This window comes from Pedobacter sp. KBW01 (assembly GCF_003852395.1).
Taxonomy (GTDB): domain Bacteria; phylum Bacteroidota; class Bacteroidia; order Sphingobacteriales; family Sphingobacteriaceae; genus Pedobacter.
This window is the reverse complement of record NZ_QAJQ01000007.1, coordinates 612,572-633,870: the sequence shown is the minus strand read 5'-3', so window position 1 is coordinate 633,870 and position 21,299 is coordinate 612,572. Positions and strand designations below refer to the sequence as shown.

15 protein-coding genes are annotated in these 21,299 nt (G+C 40.7%); 9 read left to right on the top strand and 6 right to left on the bottom strand.

The window, feature by feature from the left end:
• On the bottom strand, window positions 1-557 hold a 557-nt coding region (locus tag DBR40_RS09185; protein ID WP_148090175.1), incomplete at its 3' end, for a ferritin-like domain-containing protein.
• Window positions 558-753: 196 nt separating this feature from the next.
• Window positions 754-942: a hypothetical protein gene (locus DBR40_RS09180; protein WP_124559439.1), complete on the bottom strand. Its 189-nt coding sequence runs from the start codon at window positions 940-942 to the stop codon at window positions 754-756.
• A gap of 398 nt (window positions 943-1,340) precedes the next feature.
• Between DBR40_RS09180 and DBR40_RS09175 the strand changes: the two genes are divergently transcribed.
• Complete coding sequence (locus DBR40_RS09175) at window positions 1,341-1,562, top strand: hypothetical protein (RefSeq protein ID WP_124559438.1); 222 nt, start codon at window positions 1,341-1,343, stop codon at window positions 1,560-1,562.
• 66 nt (window positions 1,563-1,628) lie between these two features.
• Entirely contained in the window at window positions 1,629-2,018 is a 390-nt protein-coding gene (locus DBR40_RS09170) for a hypothetical protein (RefSeq protein ID WP_124559437.1), read from the top strand.
• A 228-nt stretch (window positions 2,019-2,246) separates the two neighbouring features.
• On the opposite strand, the gene DBR40_RS09165 is transcribed toward DBR40_RS09170, so the two are convergent.
• From DBR40_RS09165 to DBR40_RS09150, 4 genes are all read right to left on the bottom strand, one after another.
• A complete protein-coding gene (locus DBR40_RS09165; RefSeq protein WP_124559436.1) occupies window positions 2,247-3,470 on the bottom strand; it encodes an exo-beta-N-acetylmuramidase NamZ domain-containing protein in 1,224 nt (407 codons plus the stop codon).
• Window positions 3,471-3,739: 269 nt separating this feature from the next.
• Entirely contained in the window at window positions 3,740-5,230 is a 1,491-nt protein-coding gene (locus DBR40_RS09160; RefSeq protein WP_158674021.1) for an ArnT family glycosyltransferase, read from the bottom strand.
• A 44-nt stretch (window positions 5,231-5,274) separates the two neighbouring features.
• Complete coding sequence (locus DBR40_RS09155; RefSeq protein ID WP_124559434.1) at window positions 5,275-5,949, bottom strand: phosphatase PAP2 family protein; 675 nt, start codon at window positions 5,947-5,949, stop codon at window positions 5,275-5,277.
• A 230-nt stretch (window positions 5,950-6,179) separates the two neighbouring features.
• Window positions 6,180-7,721, bottom strand: coding sequence for a sulfatase (locus DBR40_RS09150; RefSeq protein WP_124559433.1), 1,542 nt, complete (start codon window positions 7,719-7,721; stop codon window positions 6,180-6,182).
• A 271-nt stretch (window positions 7,722-7,992) separates the two neighbouring features.
• Between DBR40_RS09150 and DBR40_RS09145 the strand changes: the two genes are divergently transcribed.
• The 7 genes from DBR40_RS09145 to DBR40_RS09115 all read left to right on the top strand — a co-directional run bounded on the left by DBR40_RS09145 (window position 7,993) and on the right by DBR40_RS09115 (window position 21,295).
• Complete coding sequence (locus tag DBR40_RS09145; protein ID WP_124559432.1) at window positions 7,993-9,108, top strand: glycoside hydrolase family 105 protein; 1,116 nt, start codon at window positions 7,993-7,995, stop codon at window positions 9,106-9,108.
• Between the two features lie 387 nt (window positions 9,109-9,495).
• Window positions 9,496-10,782, top strand: a complete 1,287-nt coding sequence (kynU, locus tag DBR40_RS09140; RefSeq protein WP_124559431.1) for a kynureninase — start codon at window positions 9,496-9,498, stop codon at window positions 10,780-10,782.
• Window positions 10,783-10,818: 36 nt separating this feature from the next.
• Window positions 10,819-11,787, top strand: a complete 969-nt coding sequence (locus DBR40_RS09135; protein WP_124559430.1) for a tryptophan 2,3-dioxygenase family protein — start codon at window positions 10,819-10,821, stop codon at window positions 11,785-11,787.
• A gap of 294 nt (window positions 11,788-12,081) precedes the next feature.
• On the top strand, window positions 12,082-14,352 hold the full coding sequence (locus DBR40_RS09130) for a hypothetical protein (RefSeq protein WP_124559429.1): 2,271 nt from the start codon (window positions 12,082-12,084) through the stop codon (window positions 14,350-14,352).
• 129 nt (window positions 14,353-14,481) lie between these two features.
• Window positions 14,482-14,997, top strand: a complete 516-nt coding sequence (locus DBR40_RS09125; RefSeq protein ID WP_124559428.1) for a hypothetical protein — start codon at window positions 14,482-14,484, stop codon at window positions 14,995-14,997.
• A gap of 3 nt (window positions 14,998-15,000) precedes the next feature.
• Complete coding sequence (locus DBR40_RS09120; RefSeq protein WP_124559427.1) at window positions 15,001-17,730, top strand: hypothetical protein; 2,730 nt, start codon at window positions 15,001-15,003, stop codon at window positions 17,728-17,730.
• A gap of 442 nt (window positions 17,731-18,172) precedes the next feature.
• The gene (locus DBR40_RS09115) at window positions 18,173-21,295 is read left to right on the top strand and encodes a SusC/RagA family TonB-linked outer membrane protein (RefSeq protein ID WP_124559426.1); all 3,123 of its coding nucleotides are present in this window, start codon (window positions 18,173-18,175) and stop codon (window positions 21,293-21,295) included.
• Window positions 21,296-21,299: the final 4 nt, after the last annotated feature.

Here is a 21,299-nt window from a genome sequence, read left to right as displayed (position 1 = left end):
ACTTTTAGCGAAATCCCCACATTGACTGCGGTTACAGCGATTTCGGTCAATGCCAGATCTGTAGCTTTTTCGTTTTCGAGGGTTCTGGCCAATAAAGCCACCACATCGTCATGCCCCATATTTTCGGCAAATACCCTTAAGGTACCGTATGTGGCGATTTCATAATGTTCTACTTTCTGCGCAGCCAGGATTAATCCAGCATCACGTACCATCGTTCCCTTATCGGTATCCGAGATAATGCTGTCAGCCTCATCCAGAAGTCCGGCCATCGCGTCACATTTCTTTGCTGCGGCTTTTTCACCCAGCAGGGAAAACACTTCTTCGAGGGTCGCAATATGTTCCTGCGTTTCTGAGGTATGTTTATCAAATGCCTGTGCCAGTTCTGCACTGGTCGCCGCTTTTTTCATTTTAGGGAGTGCTTTGACCAGGTGTTTTTCCGCCCAATAGATGTCCTTTAGTTCATCGATAAAGAATTCATGGAATTCCGAATCTTCCATTTTACCGGTATTACCTGTTTTTTTCGTAGCGGTCTTCGCTGTGTTCTTGGTGGTGGCCATGTTGATTATAGTTATATGTACACAGAGAACCCTACTCAGCGTGCATAAGTTTTATAAATCGAATTTATTATTTAGGTCAACTGTAAAGGAAAACCCGTATCAGACCATGTGTCTTATCCGCCTGTAGCTTTACAGTTGGTCTTATCCTAGTATTATAAATCATAAAAATACAAGTTAACTCTGTGCAAAACAGTCTTTAATCCTCAGAAATATTGAGGATCCATTTTTTGAGCAGTACTTTTCTAGCCTTTCTTTTTATTCTAATTTTCTTCTTATTATCTACCGCTTTCGGAATTAGCTTTTCTCTTTCTTTTCGTAATTTCATCAACCTACCGAGCTCATCGAACTCTGTCATTTTAATGTCTAGTTCTGCTATTCTCTTCAAATCAGCAATAAATTTATTGCTTATCCGGACTGTGGCCGACCCCGCTTTTTAAAAGCAGTTCTGAAAAGAGCTGCTTTTTTTGTTTACGGGGTATTTTCTGCCAATAAGTATGGATCAAGTGAAAAAGTTTTGGGAAATGGAAATTTCTTTCTTTTGTTGAGGATTTCGCTAAAAGCCTAGACTGATTCTCATTCCACACTGTAGCACATTTTTTGTCATCTGGTTCTGAAGGTATTTTAAATACTGACTTAAAGTAGTTCCCCCGCGTGCTAAAATATTACTCAATTCCACAGCAGGCTCAACATTGCTGTTCTGGTTGGTATAAATAATTTTAAATTTTTCCCAGCCTGTCGCGTATGGCCCAATATCTACGTTTCTTTACTAAATAAAAAACGCTCATGAACTCAAAAATTACCATTTACATACTGTTATCAATAACACTTTCTACCCTGGACTGCAAGAAAGTGACAAATGGTGTTCAGGCCAAAGTATACGGTTATGTAACCGATACCGCCAAAAACAAGCGTAACAAAGGGGGACAAATTATCAAACTTGGCACTTCTGCAACAGCCAACCACGAGTTACTCATTTTTAATACCAACGATTTACCAAGTAATTAAAATCCATACCAATACCAGAGAATAGGGCAAACAACAACAGCACTCAAATAAAAAGAAAGGCAAAACATGAAAAACCTAATCATACTCCTAATATTCTCTCTTATCGCTGCGTCTTGTAAAAAAGATACTCAAAATTCTAATCAGCTTACCGGAAAATGGGAACTGGAATCCAGCCTGGAAGGATTTTCCGGAAGAAACATAAAATACCAGATCGGCCAGGGCAACATCCTTGAATTTAGTAAAAACGCTTACTCAGAAACCAGGGACTCCAAATTACTCAGGCAGGGAAGATACACCATCATCCGTAAAACCTCGATGATCACCAGGCAAGAGGAAGATTTTATCTTATTTGATGGCGGTGATGCACAAAGCTTTTTTTCCATCTCAAATGATAAACTCTCCATCAGCCAGGACGCATATGATGGGGGAGGTATGACTTATAACAGAGTCAACTGATTATCAGATAAATATAAAACGCTGTAAATGTATTGCTGAACATTCTAAACTTTAACGACAAAGACATACCTGGACAGATTAATCATAATGAAATATTGAGCGCCATTTTTTTAATGTTACTTTTCTGCCTCTGTTTTTAAACCGGATTTACGGACTGATCCTACTTTTTTGTTTTCGAGGTATTCTTGTCAGTAAGTATTGAACGGATAGCCAAAATATAATTCAATATTAAGGATACAGGAGGTATTTCGCTCGGATAGACTTAAATTGCTGTAAGCCCTGTTTCCAGCTTTTTCTGATATCAGCTTCCGATATACCTGCAATGATCTGTTTTCTTAATTGATCGGTGCCAATGCGTAGATCAAAAGGAGATACTCCATTACTTCTTTCGCGATTAAAGAAATTGGCTTTGTCAGGATAGGCATTGTAAAGTTCAATTAGCAAGGATAAATCAATTTGACGACTATTGCGGAGCTTGTTAACATCATAATTGCGAAGATCTAAGCCATAACAAAGGGTATCTTTATGATTGGGCCGCTCGCTCATCCCCGGAATACTAGCCGGTTTGTATGAAAATGAATATTTGCCTTTCAGTGCCGGTGCGCCCAATATGGTGAAGGGCATACGGGTTCCACGACCTTCGTTAATAGCAGTTCCCTCAAACATACATAAGCTAGGGAAAAGCATTACAGCCTGCTGTGTATTTAAATTTGGTGAAGGATTTATAGGTAATACATAAGGCATGTCGCGATTATAATTGGCAACCTTTATGACCTTAATTTTGCAGGGCTTCTTAAGATAGCCTTCGCCATTAAGGTAGCCTGCAAATTCGCCAATGGTCATGCCGTGGGTCATGGGGGTATAATGTATTCCAATGACTGATTTAAATCTATCCTCTGTCATTACCGGACCATCAACAACATATCCGTTAGGGTTTGGCCTGTCAAGAATCAGCAGTTCTTTATTGTTCTCTGCACAGGCCTGCATAACATGTTCAAGGGTGTTGATATTGGTATAATAGCGGCATCCAACATCCTGGATATCAAATACCATGAGGTCGATGCCCTGCAGTTGTTCCTTTGTTGGCTTTTCATTTCTGCCATATAAAGAAACAATCGGAATACCGGTTTTAGGATCTTTCTCATCGCCAACTACAGCTCCGTTACTGGCATTACCTCTAAAACCATGCTCCGGGCCAAACACTTTTACAATTTTGATTCCCAGGCTCAATAAACTGTCTACACTACTGGTTTTGCCGATTATTGAACTCTGATTGGCAACCAAACCAATTCGTTTCCCTTTTAGATAAGGTAAATATTTCTGCGTTTGATCAGCACCGGTGATAATGCCTGGTTTTGCGAATGCGCTTTGGTTTGGATAGGCCATTACGGTGCACCTGAGACTATTGATCGCCAAAAGTGTTAGAAACAATAAAGCAGTAAATCTGATCATGATAAAAAGGGTTGATTTTCTAAAGTGTTATTGGGCTATAATTTTGTAACAGATTTAGGTTTTGCTTGCTAACATTCACCTGTTACTTATTCTTGTATCAAAATGTAATTGAATTTTTAGAGCCGATAGACCTTATATAAAGTTAAATAAATATTCTTCATAAGATAAAATATGAATCTATAAGTATGAAAGAATAATATGGCTTCTGGAAAAATGGCCTTGCTTTGCACATTTGTTTTTAGCTATCAAAGCTATCCTTTGCTCAATACTCAAAGTTTTCCTTGATAATTTTCGAGCCTAAAGATTAAAATATACTTGCAAATAGCTCCGTTTCGGTAAATTGGAACAGTTATCGGTGGGTAGCAGTGTGCATAGCTATTTTTAATTTTTTCCAGTACAGCTTCATCGAAGAGATCGGATGGGAGGATATAGAAAGTATCATCTCCATAACTGGGTTTATGCTTGAGCTGATTGGAAAAAATATATTGGTGTAGATCGCTGGTATCTCCCATGCCATAAGTTTCCAACTGATTATTGTGACATCCATAAAAATCGAGGTGAGCAGCAGGAAACCATTTAGTAATGACTAGGGTTTTTATCCTTTTCTTACCTGCCTGATTTTCATTTCGATATACAGAATCGATGACTTTACCGGTTTCCTTCCAACCATAAAGATCCAGCGTGGGGTCGCCTTTTCCAAAACTTAGGTTATCCTTGTTTGCAGAAAAGGTTCCCGGATAATAATTGATCACTAGCAGCCCCAAAGTTATTACAATAAAGAAACAGCTGGCTGATATCCCGATCCATAGGCGTGTTCGTGCCTTAGACCACTGCTCTAGTTTTAGTGCCGCAAGTGGGATAAGACTGGCGTATGCTGGACCCGACCAATGTGGCAGGGTATCTCTAAAAAGTGAAAGCGCTATTAGCGTTAGCATGAGTGGTAATGCGCAAAATAGCAGTATCTGTTTCTCCTGTTGCTGAAGGCGATTCTGATTATAACCCGGACTTAAGACTGCAATCCAAACCAGGGCGAAGTTGATGGGGTTGTTGTAAAAAAACTCTCCGCAAATCTCCCTTAAAAAAGATAAAACATTAATCCCGGTATGAAAGATATTTACCCTTTCGCTGTGATAGCTATAGGTGATAAACCCATGATGAAAGTTCCAGAGTAGTACGGGAAGGAAAAAGATACAGGCAATGAAGATAGCGATATAAATGCCAATGTAGCGCATTAACCTCGGGTGTTTAAATAGGATTAATAAAGCCATTGCCAGTAAAAGGAACACACTGTGTACCTTACAAAGCAGCGCTAAACCTACCATGATACTGAACCAGCACCAATCTCGAAGGTTTTTTTCTCCTGCAGCAATACTTCTGTTGATTTTTAGTAAGAGGTACACGGCCCATAACCAGAATACCATTTGAGGACTATCGGGAAGGATAAAGGTACCTGCGATAATGCTGCAGTAAAACGAGCTCGAATATAACAACGTTGCATACCAGCCTACGCGCTGGTTGTTAAGGAGTGTGCCTATACGGAAGATAATGAGTGTACAGATTGATGAGGAAATAATTGCACCCAGTCTAACCGTTAGTTCATAATGCTGGCTTAGGTTTAGCGTTGAAGCCCTGATAAGCCAGGCTACAAGGGGAGGATGATCAAAATAATTCCATTGCAATTTTAGTGCATAGGTCCAATAGTAAACTTCATCATTACCCAGGTTGATGGATGTGGCCACTGCGATTTTTATAATTGCCATAAAAATAAGGAGCAGCCACACCTTTAATGGGAATTTTGCCGGCTTCATTGCAGCCTGGGTTCAGCTGTTCTTAACCTCTTTAGTCGCCTGATGGCTTTGGCCGGCCGGAAAAGCTTTTGTATATAAACCTGGTTGTAGGCCAATAGTGCACCAAACAAACCTATCATGGCTCCACAGAGCACATCGAGCAGGAAGTGTTGCGCCAGGTAAATACGCGAATAACCAATTGCTGTGGCCAGCAGAAGGCAGGGGACAGAAATCTTACTTTTTTTATGCACGAGCACCAGCACGGTAGCCATTGCAAAGGCCGAAGTAGTATGGCCTGATGGAAAGGAGTGGTGATCGTGAAGGTTGATACCCGTTACGAAATTTGTATAATCCAGTTTCAAATGTTCCAGATACAATCTGGGCCTGGGTTGGTCGAATATTTTTTTGAGAATTTGTGCCAACAGGCTCGAATAGGCGTAGGCCAGCAGTAATGTTATTGCTTTTTTACGCTTTTTAGTAATCAGGAGTACAATACCCAGCAAAATGCTCAATAATCCATCTCCAAAATTGGTTAACAAGCTAAAAAATAGGTCTAAAAAAGGACTGTGATAGCTGTTTAGGACAAAAAAGCATTCGGCTTTTGTTAAGCTGCAGCAAATTATGGCAGCCAATAATAAGATTAGGGCGAGGCCGGTAAAATATAAAGGGAGCCGCTTAATCCGCTTGATCATCTGTTGAAAGGTTTTAGGCAAAATTACCTTGCGTAGTTAATCATAAAGTTAAGAAACCGTCATGTTATTGTCATCGGAACAATTAGTGGATTCGATGTTTTTGCGGCATATTTATCCCGGCTTTGTTAATTAGTATAACAAAAGTTCCCCTCTGGTAAAATTAAAAAGTCATCCTGGCTGTAACCAAAGGATGACTTTTTAATAAAAATAATACTAATGTTTGGTTAATATTAATGCGGTGCTAAAGGTGTAGCAAGGGTCTTTCCGGCTTCAGTATCTTCGTATTTATCAATTTGTTTTTTTAATTGAACCATCAAATCAGCAGTAATTTTTTCATATCCTTTCTTTCCGAAAATATTAGTGTTCTCGCCCGGATCTGATTGCAGATCGTACAGTTCCCAGTTGTTTACCCGTGTATAGAAACGGATAAGTTTATAGCGTTTGGTTTTGATACCAAAGTGAGGCGATACCGAATGTTCGCCATTTTCGTAATAGTGATAATAAATGGCATCGCGTCCTTTTGCTTTTTTTCCATTGAGCAAAGGTAAAAAAGATTCGCCCTGAATATCTTTCGGAATGGTAACCCCAGCAGCTTCGAGTACAGTTGGGGCAATGTCCATATTCAATACATAATCGTTTGATTTGGTGCCAGGTTTAACTACACCGGGGTATCGCATCACCATAGGCGTTCTAAACGATTCTTCATAAATCCAGCGTTTATCAAACCAGCCATGTTCGCCGAGGTAGAAACCTTGATCTGAGAGGTAAATTACAATGGTGTTCTTAGCAAGGTTATGCTTGTCGAGGTAATCAAGCGCGCGCCCAATGTTTCTGTCGAGCGAGGCCGCGGTGCTCAGGTAATCGCGCATGTAATGCTGGTATTTCCACTCGGTTAAAGCTTTGCCTGATAAGTTTCGGGATTGTAAATCGGCATCAATAGGTTTGTAATATGCATCAAATTTAGCCCTTTGATCGGCATTCATACGGTCAACCGAGGGCTCGCGACCGTTTTTACTATACGATAACATTTTCAGGTCGTAACTCATTTGCATGGTTTTACTGATGCTCATGTCTTGTATTTTGGCTGCTTCGCGATTGGTGTAATCATCGTAAAAGTTGGCCGGCAAAGGGAAATCAACCTTATCATACATGCCCATGTCGCAGGTATCGGGTATCCAGGTACGATGGGTAGCTTTATGGCCCACTACCAAACAAAAGGGTTTGCTTTGATCCCTGCCATCTAAATATTTTTCTACCTGATCTTCGATTACATTGCTGGCATAACCTTCTATATGTTCTGTTTTTCCATCCATGCCAATAAAATCAGGATTGTAATATTGTCCTTGTCCGGGTAAAATTTTATAGTAGTCAAAGCCTTGTGGCGTGCTTTCGAGGTGCCATTTTCCAATCCACCCGGTTTGATAACCTGCTTGCTGAAGGTCCTTTACAAATTCATTCTGACTTCCATCAAATTTGTAGTTTACATTATCCCTGAAACCATTTTTATGACTGTATTTTCCGGTTAATATCACCGCCCTGCTGGGGCCACAAATAGAATTGGTTACATAAGCTTTATTAAAAATTGCACCTTCTTTGGCTATTCTATCAATATTGGGCGTTTTGGCTATTTTGGCTCCATATGCACCTATGGCCTGGTAGGCATGATCATCGGATATAATAATTAGAATGTTTGGCTTTTGCTGGGCTACACTAATATTTAGCTGCAAAACCATAAAGCATAGTATATAAAATATGCGGGTAAGTTTTTTCATTTTTGGTTAGTATGGATTTTGGTTTGATGGCTAAAGTTAATACTTGTTTAAAGGGATTCAAACCGGCTATCTAAATTAATACACGATTAAACTGGCAGAATAGCTTAGTTGGGAATGGTTATTTTAGCGTTAATATCTTTCATGTACTTAAACAAACGTTTGTGCAGGTTTTGTTTATCGGGGTAAATAAATTACTTCATATTTTAGAAGAAACATAGCCTATAACTATTTCACGTAATAACAAAACCCAATATATTCAACAAACCAATTTATGCGTAAAATTTTATTCCTGTTCCTTTGTAGCTACGTAGTTTCGGTTCAGGCACAATCGTTAAAACCTGACAGCATTTTTGCCCAGATGAAAAATGTAGCCGACTGGCAATGGAAGACTTTGGAAACAAATGGCTGGAAAAACCCAAAAAAAGACTGGACTTCGGGAGCCATGTACACCGGTATGATGGCATTTGCAAAGTTAGCTAATACGGATACCTATTACCAGAAACTGATTCAAGTTGGCGAAGATAATAAATGGAAAATCGGCCACTACCGCCATTTTGCCGATGATTACTGCGTTGGCCAGCTCTATTCAGAACTCTATAGCATTTACAAGCGACCAGAATATATTGCCGATTTTAAAAGTCTGGCCGACTCGGTGGTTATTTTACCGCACACCGAATCGTTGGAATGGAAAAAGAGCATTCAATTAAGGGAATGGGCCTGGTGCGATGCCTTATTTATGGGACCTCCGGCACTAGCTTATTTAACTCAGGCTACTGGCGACGCGAAATACCTGGATAAAGCATCCGAATTGTGGTGGAAATCAACCGCTTATTTATATGATAAGGATGAGCGTTTGTTCTATCGCGATAGCCGCTATTTCGATAAAAAAGAAAAGAATGGAGCGAAAGTGTTCTGGGGGCGGGGAAACGGTTGGGTAATTGCCGGATTGGTGAGGTTACTCTCTACCATGCCGCAAAGTCACCGGGATTATAAGCGTTTTGTAAAGTTGTATAAAGCAATGTCGGGCCGATTGGCAAAACTGCAACAAGCCGATGGCACCTGGCACGCCAGCTTATTAGACCCAGAGAGCTACCCGAGTAAAGAAACCAGCGGAACAGGTTTTATTACCTACGCTATGGCCTGGGGGGTAAATAATAAACTGTTGCCTTACAGAAAATATAAAACCACACTGGATAAAGCCTGGGCGGCATTAAGTACTTCGGTACACCCTGATGGAAAGCTGGGTTATGTACAGGCGCAGGGGGCAGCCCCTGATAAAGTGGGGTATGATGATACCGATGTGTACGGTGTAGGCGCTTTTCTGTTGGCAGGAACAGAGTTTTTTAAACTGAACCTAAACCAGGGAAGCAAAGTTTTGATTAAATAAGTGTTAACACCAAAGAGAAGTTAACCATTTTAGAACTTGTTATTACAGCCCCTTATACACAATTTTTCATCATCAAATAGTTAAATGTGGTTAGATTTTTTAATCGCTACTTGTAACATCATTAAGCCAGGATAAGAATAGCGCAAGCTTATCCTGGCTATTTTTTTTGCTCCAATTCTAAATATTTGCTACAGTAATTTTTTTGCGGTACATTAGCTCCCGTATTTATGGTAAATATTCTAAAAAATATCATCAATAGACCTTCTTAATCAGGACCTCCCCTGAAAGACTGCCGTATGTGCAGTTTATTTTAATTATTTTTATTTCAACGTGCTGCCGGTAGTTTTCGAGCTATCGTTTAGTTTCATTATACGTAATTTTAAAAACATGATTTTTGAAAATAGTTTGGCATTTGCCCAAAGTACGGATCAGCAAGATCCGTTAAACCACTTGCGTGACGAGTTTTTCTTTCCTCAGCAAAATGGAAAGCCGTTTATTTATTTATGCGGAAATTCTCTAGGGCTTCAGCCTAAAACAGCAAAAAAATATATCGATCAGCAATTGGTTAACTGGCAAAACCTTGCCGTAGAGGGATGGTTTGAAGGCGATACGCCCTGGATGTTTTTCCACAAGGCCCTGAAAGAACTCATGGCGCCTATTGTGGGGGCGAGTAGTCAGGAGGTTTCGCCAATGAATACCTTAACTGTTAACCTGCACCTGCTGATGGTGAGTTTTTATAAGCCAAAGGGCAAAAGGTTTAAAATTATTATGGAGGCAGGTGCCTTTCCGTCAGACCAGTATGCCATTGAAAGCCAGGTTCGGTTTCATGGTTACGACCCTAAGGATGCTATTATCGAAGTGAGCCCAAGAGCTGGCGAATATACCCTAAGAACAGCAGATATTTTAGCCGAAATAGCTAAACATGGTGATGAAATTGCCCTGGTAATGTTTGGTGGAATTAATTACTTTACAGGTCAATGGTACAATATGCCTGCCATTACCAAAGCGGGCCACGAGGCAGGCGCTGTAGTTGGTTTTGATCTGGCCCATGCAGCGGGCAATGTGCCTCTGCAATTACACGATTGGGATGTAGATTTTGCCTGCTGGTGCTCGTACAAGTATCAAAACTCGGGTCCTGGAGGAATAAGCGGCATCTTTGTTCATGAAAAGCATTTTACCGATACCAGTCTGGATCGTTTTGCCGGTTGGTGGGGCTATCAGGAGCAGGAACGATTTAAAATGACCAAAGGTTTTGTGCCCGAGGTAGGAGCAGATGGCTGGCAGGTAAGCTGCACACAGGTAATACCCATGGCCTTATATTATGCATCATTACAGATTTTTGAAAAAGCAGGGTTTATCCAGCCATTAAGGGAAAAGAGCAAGCAGCTAACGGCTTACCTGAGTTATATCATTAAAGAGATAAATGGATTATTGGGCGAAGAACAATATCAGATTATTACCCCCGAAACAGAGGACGACCGTGGCGCCCAGCTATCGATTATTGCCAAACACAATCCCAAAGCAATATTCAAGGCATTAATGGATCACAATATCCTTGGCGACTGGCGCGAACCGAATGTAATCAGGTTAAGCCCGGTTCCGCTTTACAATAGTTTTGAAGATATCTTTAAAACAGGCTCGGTGTTATTAAAGATAAGTAAAGAGCTGATCTGATTTTACCAATAAACTATTTATTAAAAAAACGAAATTATGGAACTGACTCCTGAAATTACCGACCGCCTGCTAAAGCTGGAAGAAAAATATACCGCAATGGGCCAGGATATGTGCTCGTACCTGGATGGATTGCTTTATGCCGATTTTTTAACTTACTGGGATTACATCCATCTGGATACACTTTTAAGCCTGCAAAATCCCAAAACACCATTTCCTGATGAAGAAATTTTCATCATGTACCACCAGATTACGGAGTTATATTTTAAATTAACACTCCACGAATGCAGGCAAATTGCCGAAAACGCCGAACTTACTGCTGCATTTTTTACCACGAGGGTGAAAAGGATTAATGCTTATTTTAATGCCTTAACCACTTCTTTTGAGGTAATGGTAGATGGAATGGATAAAGAACAATTTCTGAAATTCAGGATGTCGTTACTACCGGCCAGCGGTTTCCAGTCTGGTCAATACCGGATGATCGAAATTTGTGCAACTGATTTTAACCGCCTGGTTGATAAGAGCAAGCGCACAGAATTGGCAAATGCCAGTATTGAAGCACAATTTGAACACATTTACTGGAAATTCGGCGCGACAGAACTGGCCTCAGGAAAACAAACATTAACCTTAAAACAATTTATTAAGAAATACGCTGGTCAGTTTTTACAACTGGCCAATGAAAGGGTACAGACCAATTTTTCGGCATTGTATTTACAATTGCAAGCCAAAGGTGAAGATGTATCTGCACTGGCCGAAGAACTCAGGAAACTTGATCTATATGTAAATGTAGAGTGGCCGCTTTCGCATTACAAATCGGCGGTACGCTATCTGGAGAAAGATCCGGTTGATGTGGCCGCTACCGGCGGTACCAACTGGCAGAAGTATTTGCCTCCGCGTTTCCAAAAAAGAATTTTTTACCCCTTTTTGTGGACGGAAGATCAAATGGAAGAATGGGGGAAAGGCTGGGTGTTGGAGGTGTTAAAAAGTCATCGCAAAGAAAAACCTTAATGTCGAATTAAGAGGCTGTCTCATAAACCTTAGTTTGTTACTTGAGCGGAGCTTCCGCACAGGATAATCTTCTAGTTTTTGAGACAGCCTCTTTTTTATAATCAGGTAAAGCTGAAAAACCAATAGCAAAAAAAACATCAGTTTTAATTAAAATAATGGTGGTTTAATTTTAGTTGAATTAAGAACTTTATTTATTCGCTATTTTGTTTAATAATCTAAAGCAAGATTGCGATAAACACACAAATGAAACCTTAATTAACCAAACTAATGTCATTACAGCATTGTCAAAAACTAATGAAGCCCATTTTTCTACTGCTGGCCATCGCAGGCTTGTGGGGAAATAAACTTTATGCCCAAACAGAATTTTCTACCGACTATCTTAAAATCAGGATTGACCAGAAAGGCTACATTACCAGCTTTAAAAATACCACCAAAAAGCCGACCAGCGAATTTAGTCCTGCCGATAAACCTTCTCCCTTGTTGAGTTTATACAGCAGTAGCCGTAAAAAGTATTACTTGCCAACAAAAGCAATTTACACCAAAGCCAAAACAACTCTCGCATTATTTTATCCTAATGGTTCTGTAGCTACCGTTAAATTTGAACCTCAGAAAATGTACTTCAGGTTAAGCCTGTTATCGCTTACCAACCGTAGTGAGATCGACGATATCCAGTGGGGGCCTTACCACACCACCATCGATAACCTATTTGGCGATGTTATTGGTGTAGCCAGAGATACCAGCATGGCTGTCAATTATGCAATCGGTGCTTTAGCGCTCAATGATGCCACCACAGGAGGTAAATCGACCAATATTGGCGATTGTGCACCTTTTCAATACATGATTCACAGTCCCGATAAAAAACGCTTCCCTTTACCTTCAGATTTAAAAGAAGGACAGTTGTTTGCCATTGGTGGCGACGGTAAAAACGATGTTGCTTTTTACTCACACCCGGAACCTTATTACAGGATTTTATATGGAAATTCGGCCGATATTGATGAAAAAGGCATGGTTTCTATAGTTTATCACGCATCAGACAGGCGCAAAGGCAAAACCATTTTATTCTCTCTTATTCCTTTTTTACCAACCAACAAACCTAACCATATTGAAGTAGAACCATTGGCAGATGTTGATTACATTGGTTCAAAAATAGCGCTTTGGGGAAGTCCGGATAGCATTGCTTTAATGACTGTAATTAAAAACATTGTTAAGGCCGAAGGCTTGCCGTACCCAACGGTAAATGGTAAGTGGATTAAAGATCCTGCCGCATATTTAAACGATGTAGCCACTGCAGGTAGCAATTGCGACAGCGTTATTGCCTATACCCAAAAGCTTGGTTTTAAAGCTGTGCAATGGGAGCATGAGCCTATGTTTGGTATTGATAGGGGCAATAAAGGATATATTAACGGATTTTCTTTTGAGAAAAAGCCACTGAAATACACCGAGGGTAACAAATCATATAAAGATTTTACAGATATTTCTAACCCGCTGGGCATATGGGCCGGATTTCATACCATTACTACAGCATTAAGACAGGGTACCAAAGATGTAAGCCCTATACCAAGCAAAGACCTGGCCTATCAGGTAAAAAGAATACTGGCAAAAGATATCAACCCTACAGATACCACTATTGAAGTTACAGACCCCACTTATTTAGATGAAATTGCCAGCTGGGAAGGCCATACTGAGCATTTGAATATGATTAAGATTGATAATGAAATTATTTACTACCAGGGCGTATCGAAAACGGCACCATACAGGTTGCACAAAGTGAAAAGGGGCTACTGGAAAACCATTCCGGGCAATCATACCAAGGGAGATACCATTTATAAACTACAGGTTTCAATTGGTTCGGGTTACGATGGCATTATTCCCAATATGAAACTTCAGGATTCGGTAGCCATGTATTATGCCGATATGAGTAAGATTAACGGGATTTATTACCACGATTGGGACGGGCAGGAATTCCTTTTTAATCAGGGGCACGGTTATTATGCCGTAAAACGCTTTCATCGTCAGTTATTTGATCGGGCAGCTCAACATAAACTACCCGATCTTCGAATTATGGGCGCCACACTTTCTGAAGGTTCGTGGCATTATCAATCTGTTTGGAATGTGGGTGGTGGCACCAACATGTACGATGTTAAACAACGTAAATGGGGAAGTTCAACCTCCGAAGGAAAAGATTTGCGAGATGTAGCTTATGCCAATTATTTTCCGGCAACCTTTGGAATGAATTTTCAGCTTACACCTACGTCGAAAGTGGCCGATTACGAGCATATTCAAGCTGTTTCTGTAGGTGCAGGGGCAACTTATCAGCTTCACATATCCAAAGCATCAATTGAAGGCTGTCCGCAGAAAGACGAAATTTTTGCAGCCATCCGTACCTGGGAAAATGCAAAAGCTGCAAATGCATTTCCGAATCACATTAAAACAACATTAGCCGATCCATTAAAAGACTGGCACCTGGAAGCAGTAGATCAAAATCATTGGAACCTGTACCCGATGCAAAATGGCGAAAAAGGCAAAGCCATTGTTTTAAGCAGGGATGTTAAAGGTGGTTATTAAACACTACTGCTGGCATAACAAAACGAATTTTTAACCAAATAGTATATTTTGCTGCGTGGAGTGTGTTCAGATCTGGCTGGATACGCTCTGCAAAAGCAGTTTAGTGAGGCATTATTTTAGCTGGTTCCGATGAGATTGGCACCATTCCTTTATAAATGTTGCATTTTCGTTAATTCGGGCAATGCCAGTCAATACGCTAAGTCGCTGCTGCCGGCAACTTTTGAAGGTAATGTTTATACCAAAGGAACGATAAGGGCTGTTAATCTCAATAAGCCAATGCGTTTTGGCGAAATGGGAAAAGACGCACAAGACCAGTTAAAAAAATATAAAGAGCAGGCCGCTACTGAAAAAACAGCACTTGTTAAAGATGAATTTGATGCAGCTGCCATTTTAACTACTCAGAACGATAATTTTTACCTGGAAATTAACCTGGATAGAAATTGGAAGACTGTTCAGCCCAGGAAACTGGTAAGTACAAGCTCGTTGCGTATGGCTATTGTGCCTAACCTGCCATTCGAAAATACTGATGGTTCTGCTTTAAAAATCGATACCGATTATTTTGGAAAGAAACGCGATATTACAAATCCATTTCCCGGGCCATTTGAAATAACAGCAAGTAGCAAACAGAAAATAAAATTGTGGTAAAATATGAAACTTAGAAAGTTAAATATTAAGGATTCAGCAAAACAACTATTTGCAAGATGCATTTTAGCAGCCTTGCTTTTATTTGGGTTTATACATGCTTCGGCCCAAAATGCGACAGCGACTCAAAGTAAGGTGCAGCAAAAAAACAGCTTAAAAGTAACCGATATATGGGTAGTATTTAAAACCCACTTCGATTTAGGTTTTACCGATTTGCCCGAAAACGTGTTTAAGCGCTATCGCGAAGAAATGATGGACAATGCCTTAAGCGTAATCGAAAAAAGTGAAAATGCACCCAAAGAAAAACGTTTTGCCTGGACGGTTTCTGGCTGGCCTTTACAGGCTCAGATATTAGGCCCATTACAAACACCGGAAAGAAAAGCGAGGATCGAAAAAGCCATTAAATCGGGCACTTTGGTGGTGCACGGATTGCCTTTTACCACCCATACCGAATCGCTAGATTACGAAGACCTGGTGCGGGGACTGGGCTTTTCTTCAGCCGTTGCCCGGAAATATGGTTTGCCATTGCCCATCAGCGCTAAAATGACTGATGTACCCAGTCACTCATGGATTATGCCTACTTTACTGAAACAGGCAGGTATTCAATTCTTACAATTAGGGTGTAACCCTGCAAGTCAGTATCCGCGTTTCCCCGAGCTATTTTGGTGGGAAGGGGCCGATGGCTCTAAAGTATTGTGCAACTATACCGCCGATTACGGTTCAAGTATAAAACCTACTCCAAACTGGCCTTGTAAAAACTACCTGGCCATGCAAATGACAGGCGATAACCATGGACCGCCTTCGGCAGAGGAAATTGATAAACTGCTGGCCTACGCCGCAAAAGAATTGCCTGGGGTTAAAATACACTTTGGTACGCTGGATGATTTTGCCAAAGCTGTTTTAGCAGAAAAACCGCAGTTGCCTACCGTTAAAGGTGATTGCCCCGACACCTGGATTCACGGTTTACAATCTAATCCGGTAGAGACCAAAATGGCGCGCAATATTCGTCCGCTCGAATCGGCACTTGATGGCCTGAATACACAATTGAAAAGCTGGGGTATTCCGGTTGGTTCTGTTTCAGCCAAACTCCAAAAAGCTTATGAGCAAAGTTTGTTATATGCTGAGCATACCTGGGGAATGAATGCCGAGTACGGGCCCCGCTATAGTTATGGCGATGCCTGGAAAAAATGGATGGCGGAAGCAGAAGCTGAGCCACTTCCAGAAAATGGAAATTACGCGGCCTTAAAAAACAGCAATGCGCACAACACCGCCATAGGAAGTAAACGGAAATGGCTGCGTTCTTACGATGATAAACGTCAGTATATTCGCAATACAAATGATTTGGTTGGTAACGAGTTAAATATAGAACTCAATCTGCTGGCTCAATCTGTAAATAAAAATGGCAAAAGGGTAGTGGTATATAATCCGCTCCCCTGGAAACGATCGGGAATGATAGAAAACCCATGGGAAAAGGGTAAATACTTTTATGCAAAAGATGTAGCCGCATCTGGTTACAGTACTTATACATTTGATGAGCTGAAAGCACGTGTAGAGGGTAATGATGAGCAGACTACATTTAATACACCTTATTTTAAAGTGGTATTCGATTTAACCAAGGGTGGAATCAGTTCTTTAATTGAGCAATCAACCGGCCGCGAACTGGTCGATCAAACATCGAAATATGCCTTAGGGCAGTTTTTACACGAGCGCTTTAGTGCCAGTGAAGTTAACCAGTGGTTTAATGCCTATAGCCGCGTAAAGGATGGCTGGGGCTTAAACGATTTGGGTAAACCTGGTATGCCAGATGCTACTCAGGTACCTTATCTGGCTTTTACACCACATGCCTGGAACATTCAGGTTGCGCATGGTGCTGTAGCCGATATTGCCACTTTAACAGCTGTAACTACCGATGGTTATGCAAAAGGCTACACCCTTAAATTTACTTTTCCGCGCCAGGCCGCCTATGTAGATGTAGCCTGGAGCGTGGATGCAAAAACTCCCGAAAAGCAGGCCGAAGGCGGCTGGCTATGTTTTCCGTTTAAAGTTAAGCAACCTAATTTTACCATTGGGCGTTTGGGCGGACCTGTTAATCCTGCCAAAGGTATTATTAAAGGTACCAACAGGTATTTAATGGCGGTAAATACCGGTGTAGCCCTTACGGAAAGCGATCAGTCGGGTGTTGCATTATCTTCGGTTGATGCGCCCCTGGTAAGTTTGGGCATGCCTGGCTTATGGAAATATGACCTGGATTATGTACCTACGCAGCCTGCAGTATTTGTGAATTTATACAACAACATGTGGAATACCAATTTTGCTTTGTGGCAGGCTGGCAGCTGGACGGAAAGTGTGCGCGTTTGGCCCATTAACAAAGGCTCGGAAACTACCCGTAACCTGGTTAAAAACGGTTGGGAAACCCGCTTACCTTTATTAACAGGGCTGGCGGATGGAACTCCAGGTAAATTACCATTAAATAAAAGTGGTATAGCGATTTCGAGGGCAGGTGTTTTAATTACTGCCTTTGGCGAAAATCCTGATGGCAAAGGAACTGTTTTGCGCCTTTGGGAGCAAGCCGGAAGTTCAGGTGTTTTAACCATTACCTTACCTCATAAACAATTTTTAAAAGCGCTCCCCGTAAACCTACGCGGTGAGGCGACAGGTAAGCCTATCCGTATAGCCAATGGGACCTTTAACTACAATGTTAAAGCATTCGGCCCGGCCAGTTTTATCTTACAATAAAGTTTTATATCCCTTTTACTTTTGCCACAGGTGCACAGATAAATAAAGTCTGTAATCTGTGGCTTTTTTGTGTGCGCTAATCACGATAAAGTTTCATACGGAGTTAGCGGTTACCGGCTGACTTTGGAGATTAACTCAAAGAAAATCACCTGTCAATATCTATTGGGTGAAATTAGAATCCAATCATTTCTTGTTAATTATTTTATGTGTTTAACTAGTTGTAATTGAGTGTGTAATGTAGTTGGTGTTGGTCTGTATGCTGAATGCTACAGCGGCAGTTTAACAGCAAAAAAAGCATCAGTAATTATCAAATCAATAGTGGTTTAGCGCTATAGATATCATCAATTTTACTAAGTCAAATAAATATTACCTAACCAAATTTTCTAACAAACCTTTATGAACAAAAACTAACCTAAATCTTTAAACCAAACCAAATGAATTTATGTATACACAACTAAAATTATTATTAGTAACCTTAAGTATCAGCTGTTTAATGCTGGTGTCGGTTAGCACACAGGCACAGGAAATAATCGCTGTGAAAGGAAAAGTGCAAGACTCAAAAGATGGCATACCATTGCCTGGTGTTACCGTTAAACCCGAAAAAGGTACCGGTGGAACGACCACCAATGAAGAGGGCTATTTTACCATTAATGTACCCAGGGGCAGCAAGCTCGTTTTTTCGCTGGTTGGCTATACTGCTAAAACTGTTAGCACTACCGGAGCGAGTTTAAACATTCAGCTCGATAATGCTCAGAACGATCTGGACGATGTAGTGGTACTGGGATATGGTACCCAAAAGAAAGAGTTATTGTCTGGTTCAGTAGTTACACTAAAAATGGACGATACACGCCGCAATACACCTACCACATCTTTGGGTAATCTCCTTGCTGGCCAAATGGCTGGCGTAACTGTAGGTACTCCGAATGGTATTCCGGGTACACAGCCCAGTATATCTGTACGTGTAGGAACCTCTTTTAATGCGCAGAACGTACTTTATGTAATTGACGGTAAAATCAGTGGTTCAGGCGATTTTAATAATTTGAGTCCCAATGATATTGATAACGTAACCGTATTAAAAGATGCTGCCTCGAAAGCAGTTTATGGTAGCCGGGCTGCTGGAGGGGTAATTTTGGTAACTACCCGTACCGGAAGAAAAAATTCAGCTGCAAAAATTGATTATTCGTTCAGTACAGGTTTTGACAGGCGTGGCAAAAATGCCCCGTTAACAAGCGCAGTTGAAACGGGCGAATTGTACAACCGCATTAACCCCACAAGCGACCCCGCAGGTTGGAAATGGACCGATAGCGACCTCGCATATTTTAAAAACATCAATGATGGCTGGGGTTATAATCAATTGGATGCAGTTTGGGAAAATCCTTATACCCGTACACATAATTTAAATGCATCGGGCGGTAGCGATAAGATTAGTTATTTCATTGGTGGTTCATACACTAAGCAAGGTGGATTTATGAAAAACCTAACCTTTGATAAGTACAACCTACGCGCCAATATTACCGCTGATATTACTAAAAACCTGAATTTGTTTACTGGTATTACCATTAATAATAACTTAATGTATTCTCCAACCAACACATCGGTAGGTGATGTATCAGGAATTTACAGAAAGCTGTTACTTTGGCAACCAGATCAGCCGGTATGGACCAACGGCGGCAATCCTATTGATTATGGTTGGATTGGAAACGTAGGGGCCGAAGTAAGGGGCGATGGTGGTTATATCAAAGGCAATAATATTAAACCGGTTTTAAATTTAAAGGCCACCTACAAAATTGCAGCAGTTGAAGGGCTAAGCGCTTCGGCACAGTTTAACAAATCGTACACCAATAACCGTAATAAAACCTTTGAAAAGCAGTATGATATGTGGGTAATGAAAAAAACAGGTTTTCATATCATTAGTACCGACGATAACGATTTGGTAACGCTAAAAAAATCATCGCAGATTGGAAAGAGTTTTATTCAGGAAAATTATAACTGGGGCAACGATTATCAATTAAACTTCCAGTTAAATTACGATCATTCATTTAAAAAGCACAATTTAAAAGGATGGCTGGTTTACGAAAAAGCCGAATCGAATAGTGGAGGGATATTTGCCGGACGTGAGACATTCCCGGTTTATCTTACCGACCAGTGGTGGGCTGCCAGTAACCAAAGAGCCGACGATTACGGAGGTGGAGATACAGAACTTTCTGATGGGAGGATTTCGTATGTAGGACAGGCATTTTATGATTACGATGGTAAATACCTGGCCAGTTTCTCTAGCCGTTACGATGGGTCTATGCGGTTTCCTGCCGACAAACGCTGGGGCTTTTTTCCGGCCGGATCAATTGGCTGGGTTGTTTCTAAAGAGAAGTTCATGAGCCAGGCAAAAGGTATTAATATGTTAAAAATCCGTGCCTCAGCTGGTTTAACCGGTAACGATGCCATTGGTGGCTGGCAGTGGCAGCAATCTTACCAAAACGGTAACGCTATATTTTTAGGTACAACACCGGTAAGTAACGTAGGAATAACTTATGGAGCTTTAACCAATCCAAATCTTACCTGGGAGAAAACATTAAATTATAACGTAGGGGTAGATGTAGAGTTTTTAAAACATTTTAGTGGTAGTGCCGAATATTATTACATCAAAACCTATGATATTTTAGGGTCACGAATTGCTTCTGTTCCTCCAACATTTAGCCGCACGTTACCGGCTTCTAATTACGGACAGATTAATGCGCAAGGAGTAGAAATCAATCTTGGCTATAAAAATAATACCGGTAAATTTAATTACTATGCCAATTTAAACGCTTCTTATGGTGCTGCCAAATATGTTATCCAGGATCAGAACGTAACTTATCCATGGCAAGCTAACCCGGATAAGTCTATGAGTCGTATTGTAACCTATCAGGCTACCGGAATGATCCGTACACAGGCTGACCTGGATGCATTTAAGACAGCTAATCCAAATTACAAGTTTAAAAGTGTTGCACCAGCTCTGGGACAACTTACCTATGCCGATTTAAGCGGACCAAATGGTACACCTGATGGAATTGTTGACGATTGGGATCAGGTTCAGGTTAAAAATAATAACAATCCCATTGTTTTAGGGCTTAATCTAGGATTTGAATGGAAAGGGTTTAGCGTAGATGCTACTTTTAACGGCAATTTGCATCAATCGCGTTTCGTAAACAGTTTGGCTGGCGGTGTTGAATGGAACCGTATGTGGAAACCATGGTACAACGATTCGTGGACACCTCAAAATCCAAACGCAACATTCCCTAACAGGCTTAGTGCAAACGACGGAACACAATCTGTTGTGACCAATAATAGTACTTTCTGGTTAAAAAATGCCAACTTTTTACGAATGAAGCTATTGAATGTGGGGTATAGTATCCCGGCCCGCTATATAAATAAAGTAGGAGTATCTGGTATGAAATTCTATTTCAGTGGTAGCAATCTGTTCGTAATAAGCAAATTTAATAAAGACTATTTCGATCCTGAAATTGGCGACGGATTCTCGGTTCCGATTATGAAGACCTTCAATTTTGGTGTAAATGTTTCACTTTAGTAAT

What these genes read in the sequence shown, in the direction of transcription:
- DBR40_RS09150 (WP_124559433.1), bottom strand. Translation starts at nt 7,721, where the DNA reads ATGAAAAAACTTACCCGCATATTTTATATACTATGCTTTATGGTTTTG.
- kynU (WP_124559431.1), top strand. Translation starts at nt 9,496, where the DNA reads ATGATTTTTGAAAATAGTTTGGCATTTGCCCAAAGTACGGATCAGCAA.
- DBR40_RS09120 (WP_124559427.1), top strand. Translation starts at nt 15,001, where the DNA reads ATGAAACTTAGAAAGTTAAATATTAAGGATTCAGCAAAACAACTATTT.
- DBR40_RS09135 (WP_124559430.1), top strand. Translation starts at nt 10,819, where the DNA reads ATGGAACTGACTCCTGAAATTACCGACCGCCTGCTAAAGCTGGAAGAA.
- DBR40_RS09175 (WP_124559438.1), top strand. Translation starts at nt 1,341, where the DNA reads ATGAACTCAAAAATTACCATTTACATACTGTTATCAATAACACTTTCT.
- DBR40_RS09165 (WP_124559436.1), bottom strand. Translation starts at nt 3,470, where the DNA reads ATGATCAGATTTACTGCTTTATTGTTTCTAACACTTTTGGCGATCAAT.
- DBR40_RS09125 (WP_124559428.1), top strand. Translation starts at nt 14,482, where the DNA reads ATGAGATTGGCACCATTCCTTTATAAATGTTGCATTTTCGTTAATTCG.
- DBR40_RS09170 (WP_124559437.1), top strand. Translation starts at nt 1,629, where the DNA reads ATGAAAAACCTAATCATACTCCTAATATTCTCTCTTATCGCTGCGTCT.
- DBR40_RS09155 (WP_124559434.1), bottom strand. Translation starts at nt 5,949, where the DNA reads ATGATCAAGCGGATTAAGCGGCTCCCTTTATATTTTACCGGCCTCGCC.
- DBR40_RS09115 (WP_124559426.1), top strand. Translation starts at nt 18,173, where the DNA reads ATGTATACACAACTAAAATTATTATTAGTAACCTTAAGTATCAGCTGT.
- DBR40_RS09145 (WP_124559432.1), top strand. Translation starts at nt 7,993, where the DNA reads ATGCGTAAAATTTTATTCCTGTTCCTTTGTAGCTACGTAGTTTCGGTT.
- DBR40_RS09130 (WP_124559429.1), top strand. Translation starts at nt 12,082, where the DNA reads ATGAAGCCCATTTTTCTACTGCTGGCCATCGCAGGCTTGTGGGGAAAT.
- DBR40_RS09160 (WP_158674021.1), bottom strand. Translation starts at nt 5,230, where the DNA reads ATGGCAATTATAAAAATCGCAGTGGCCACATCCATCAACCTGGGTAAT.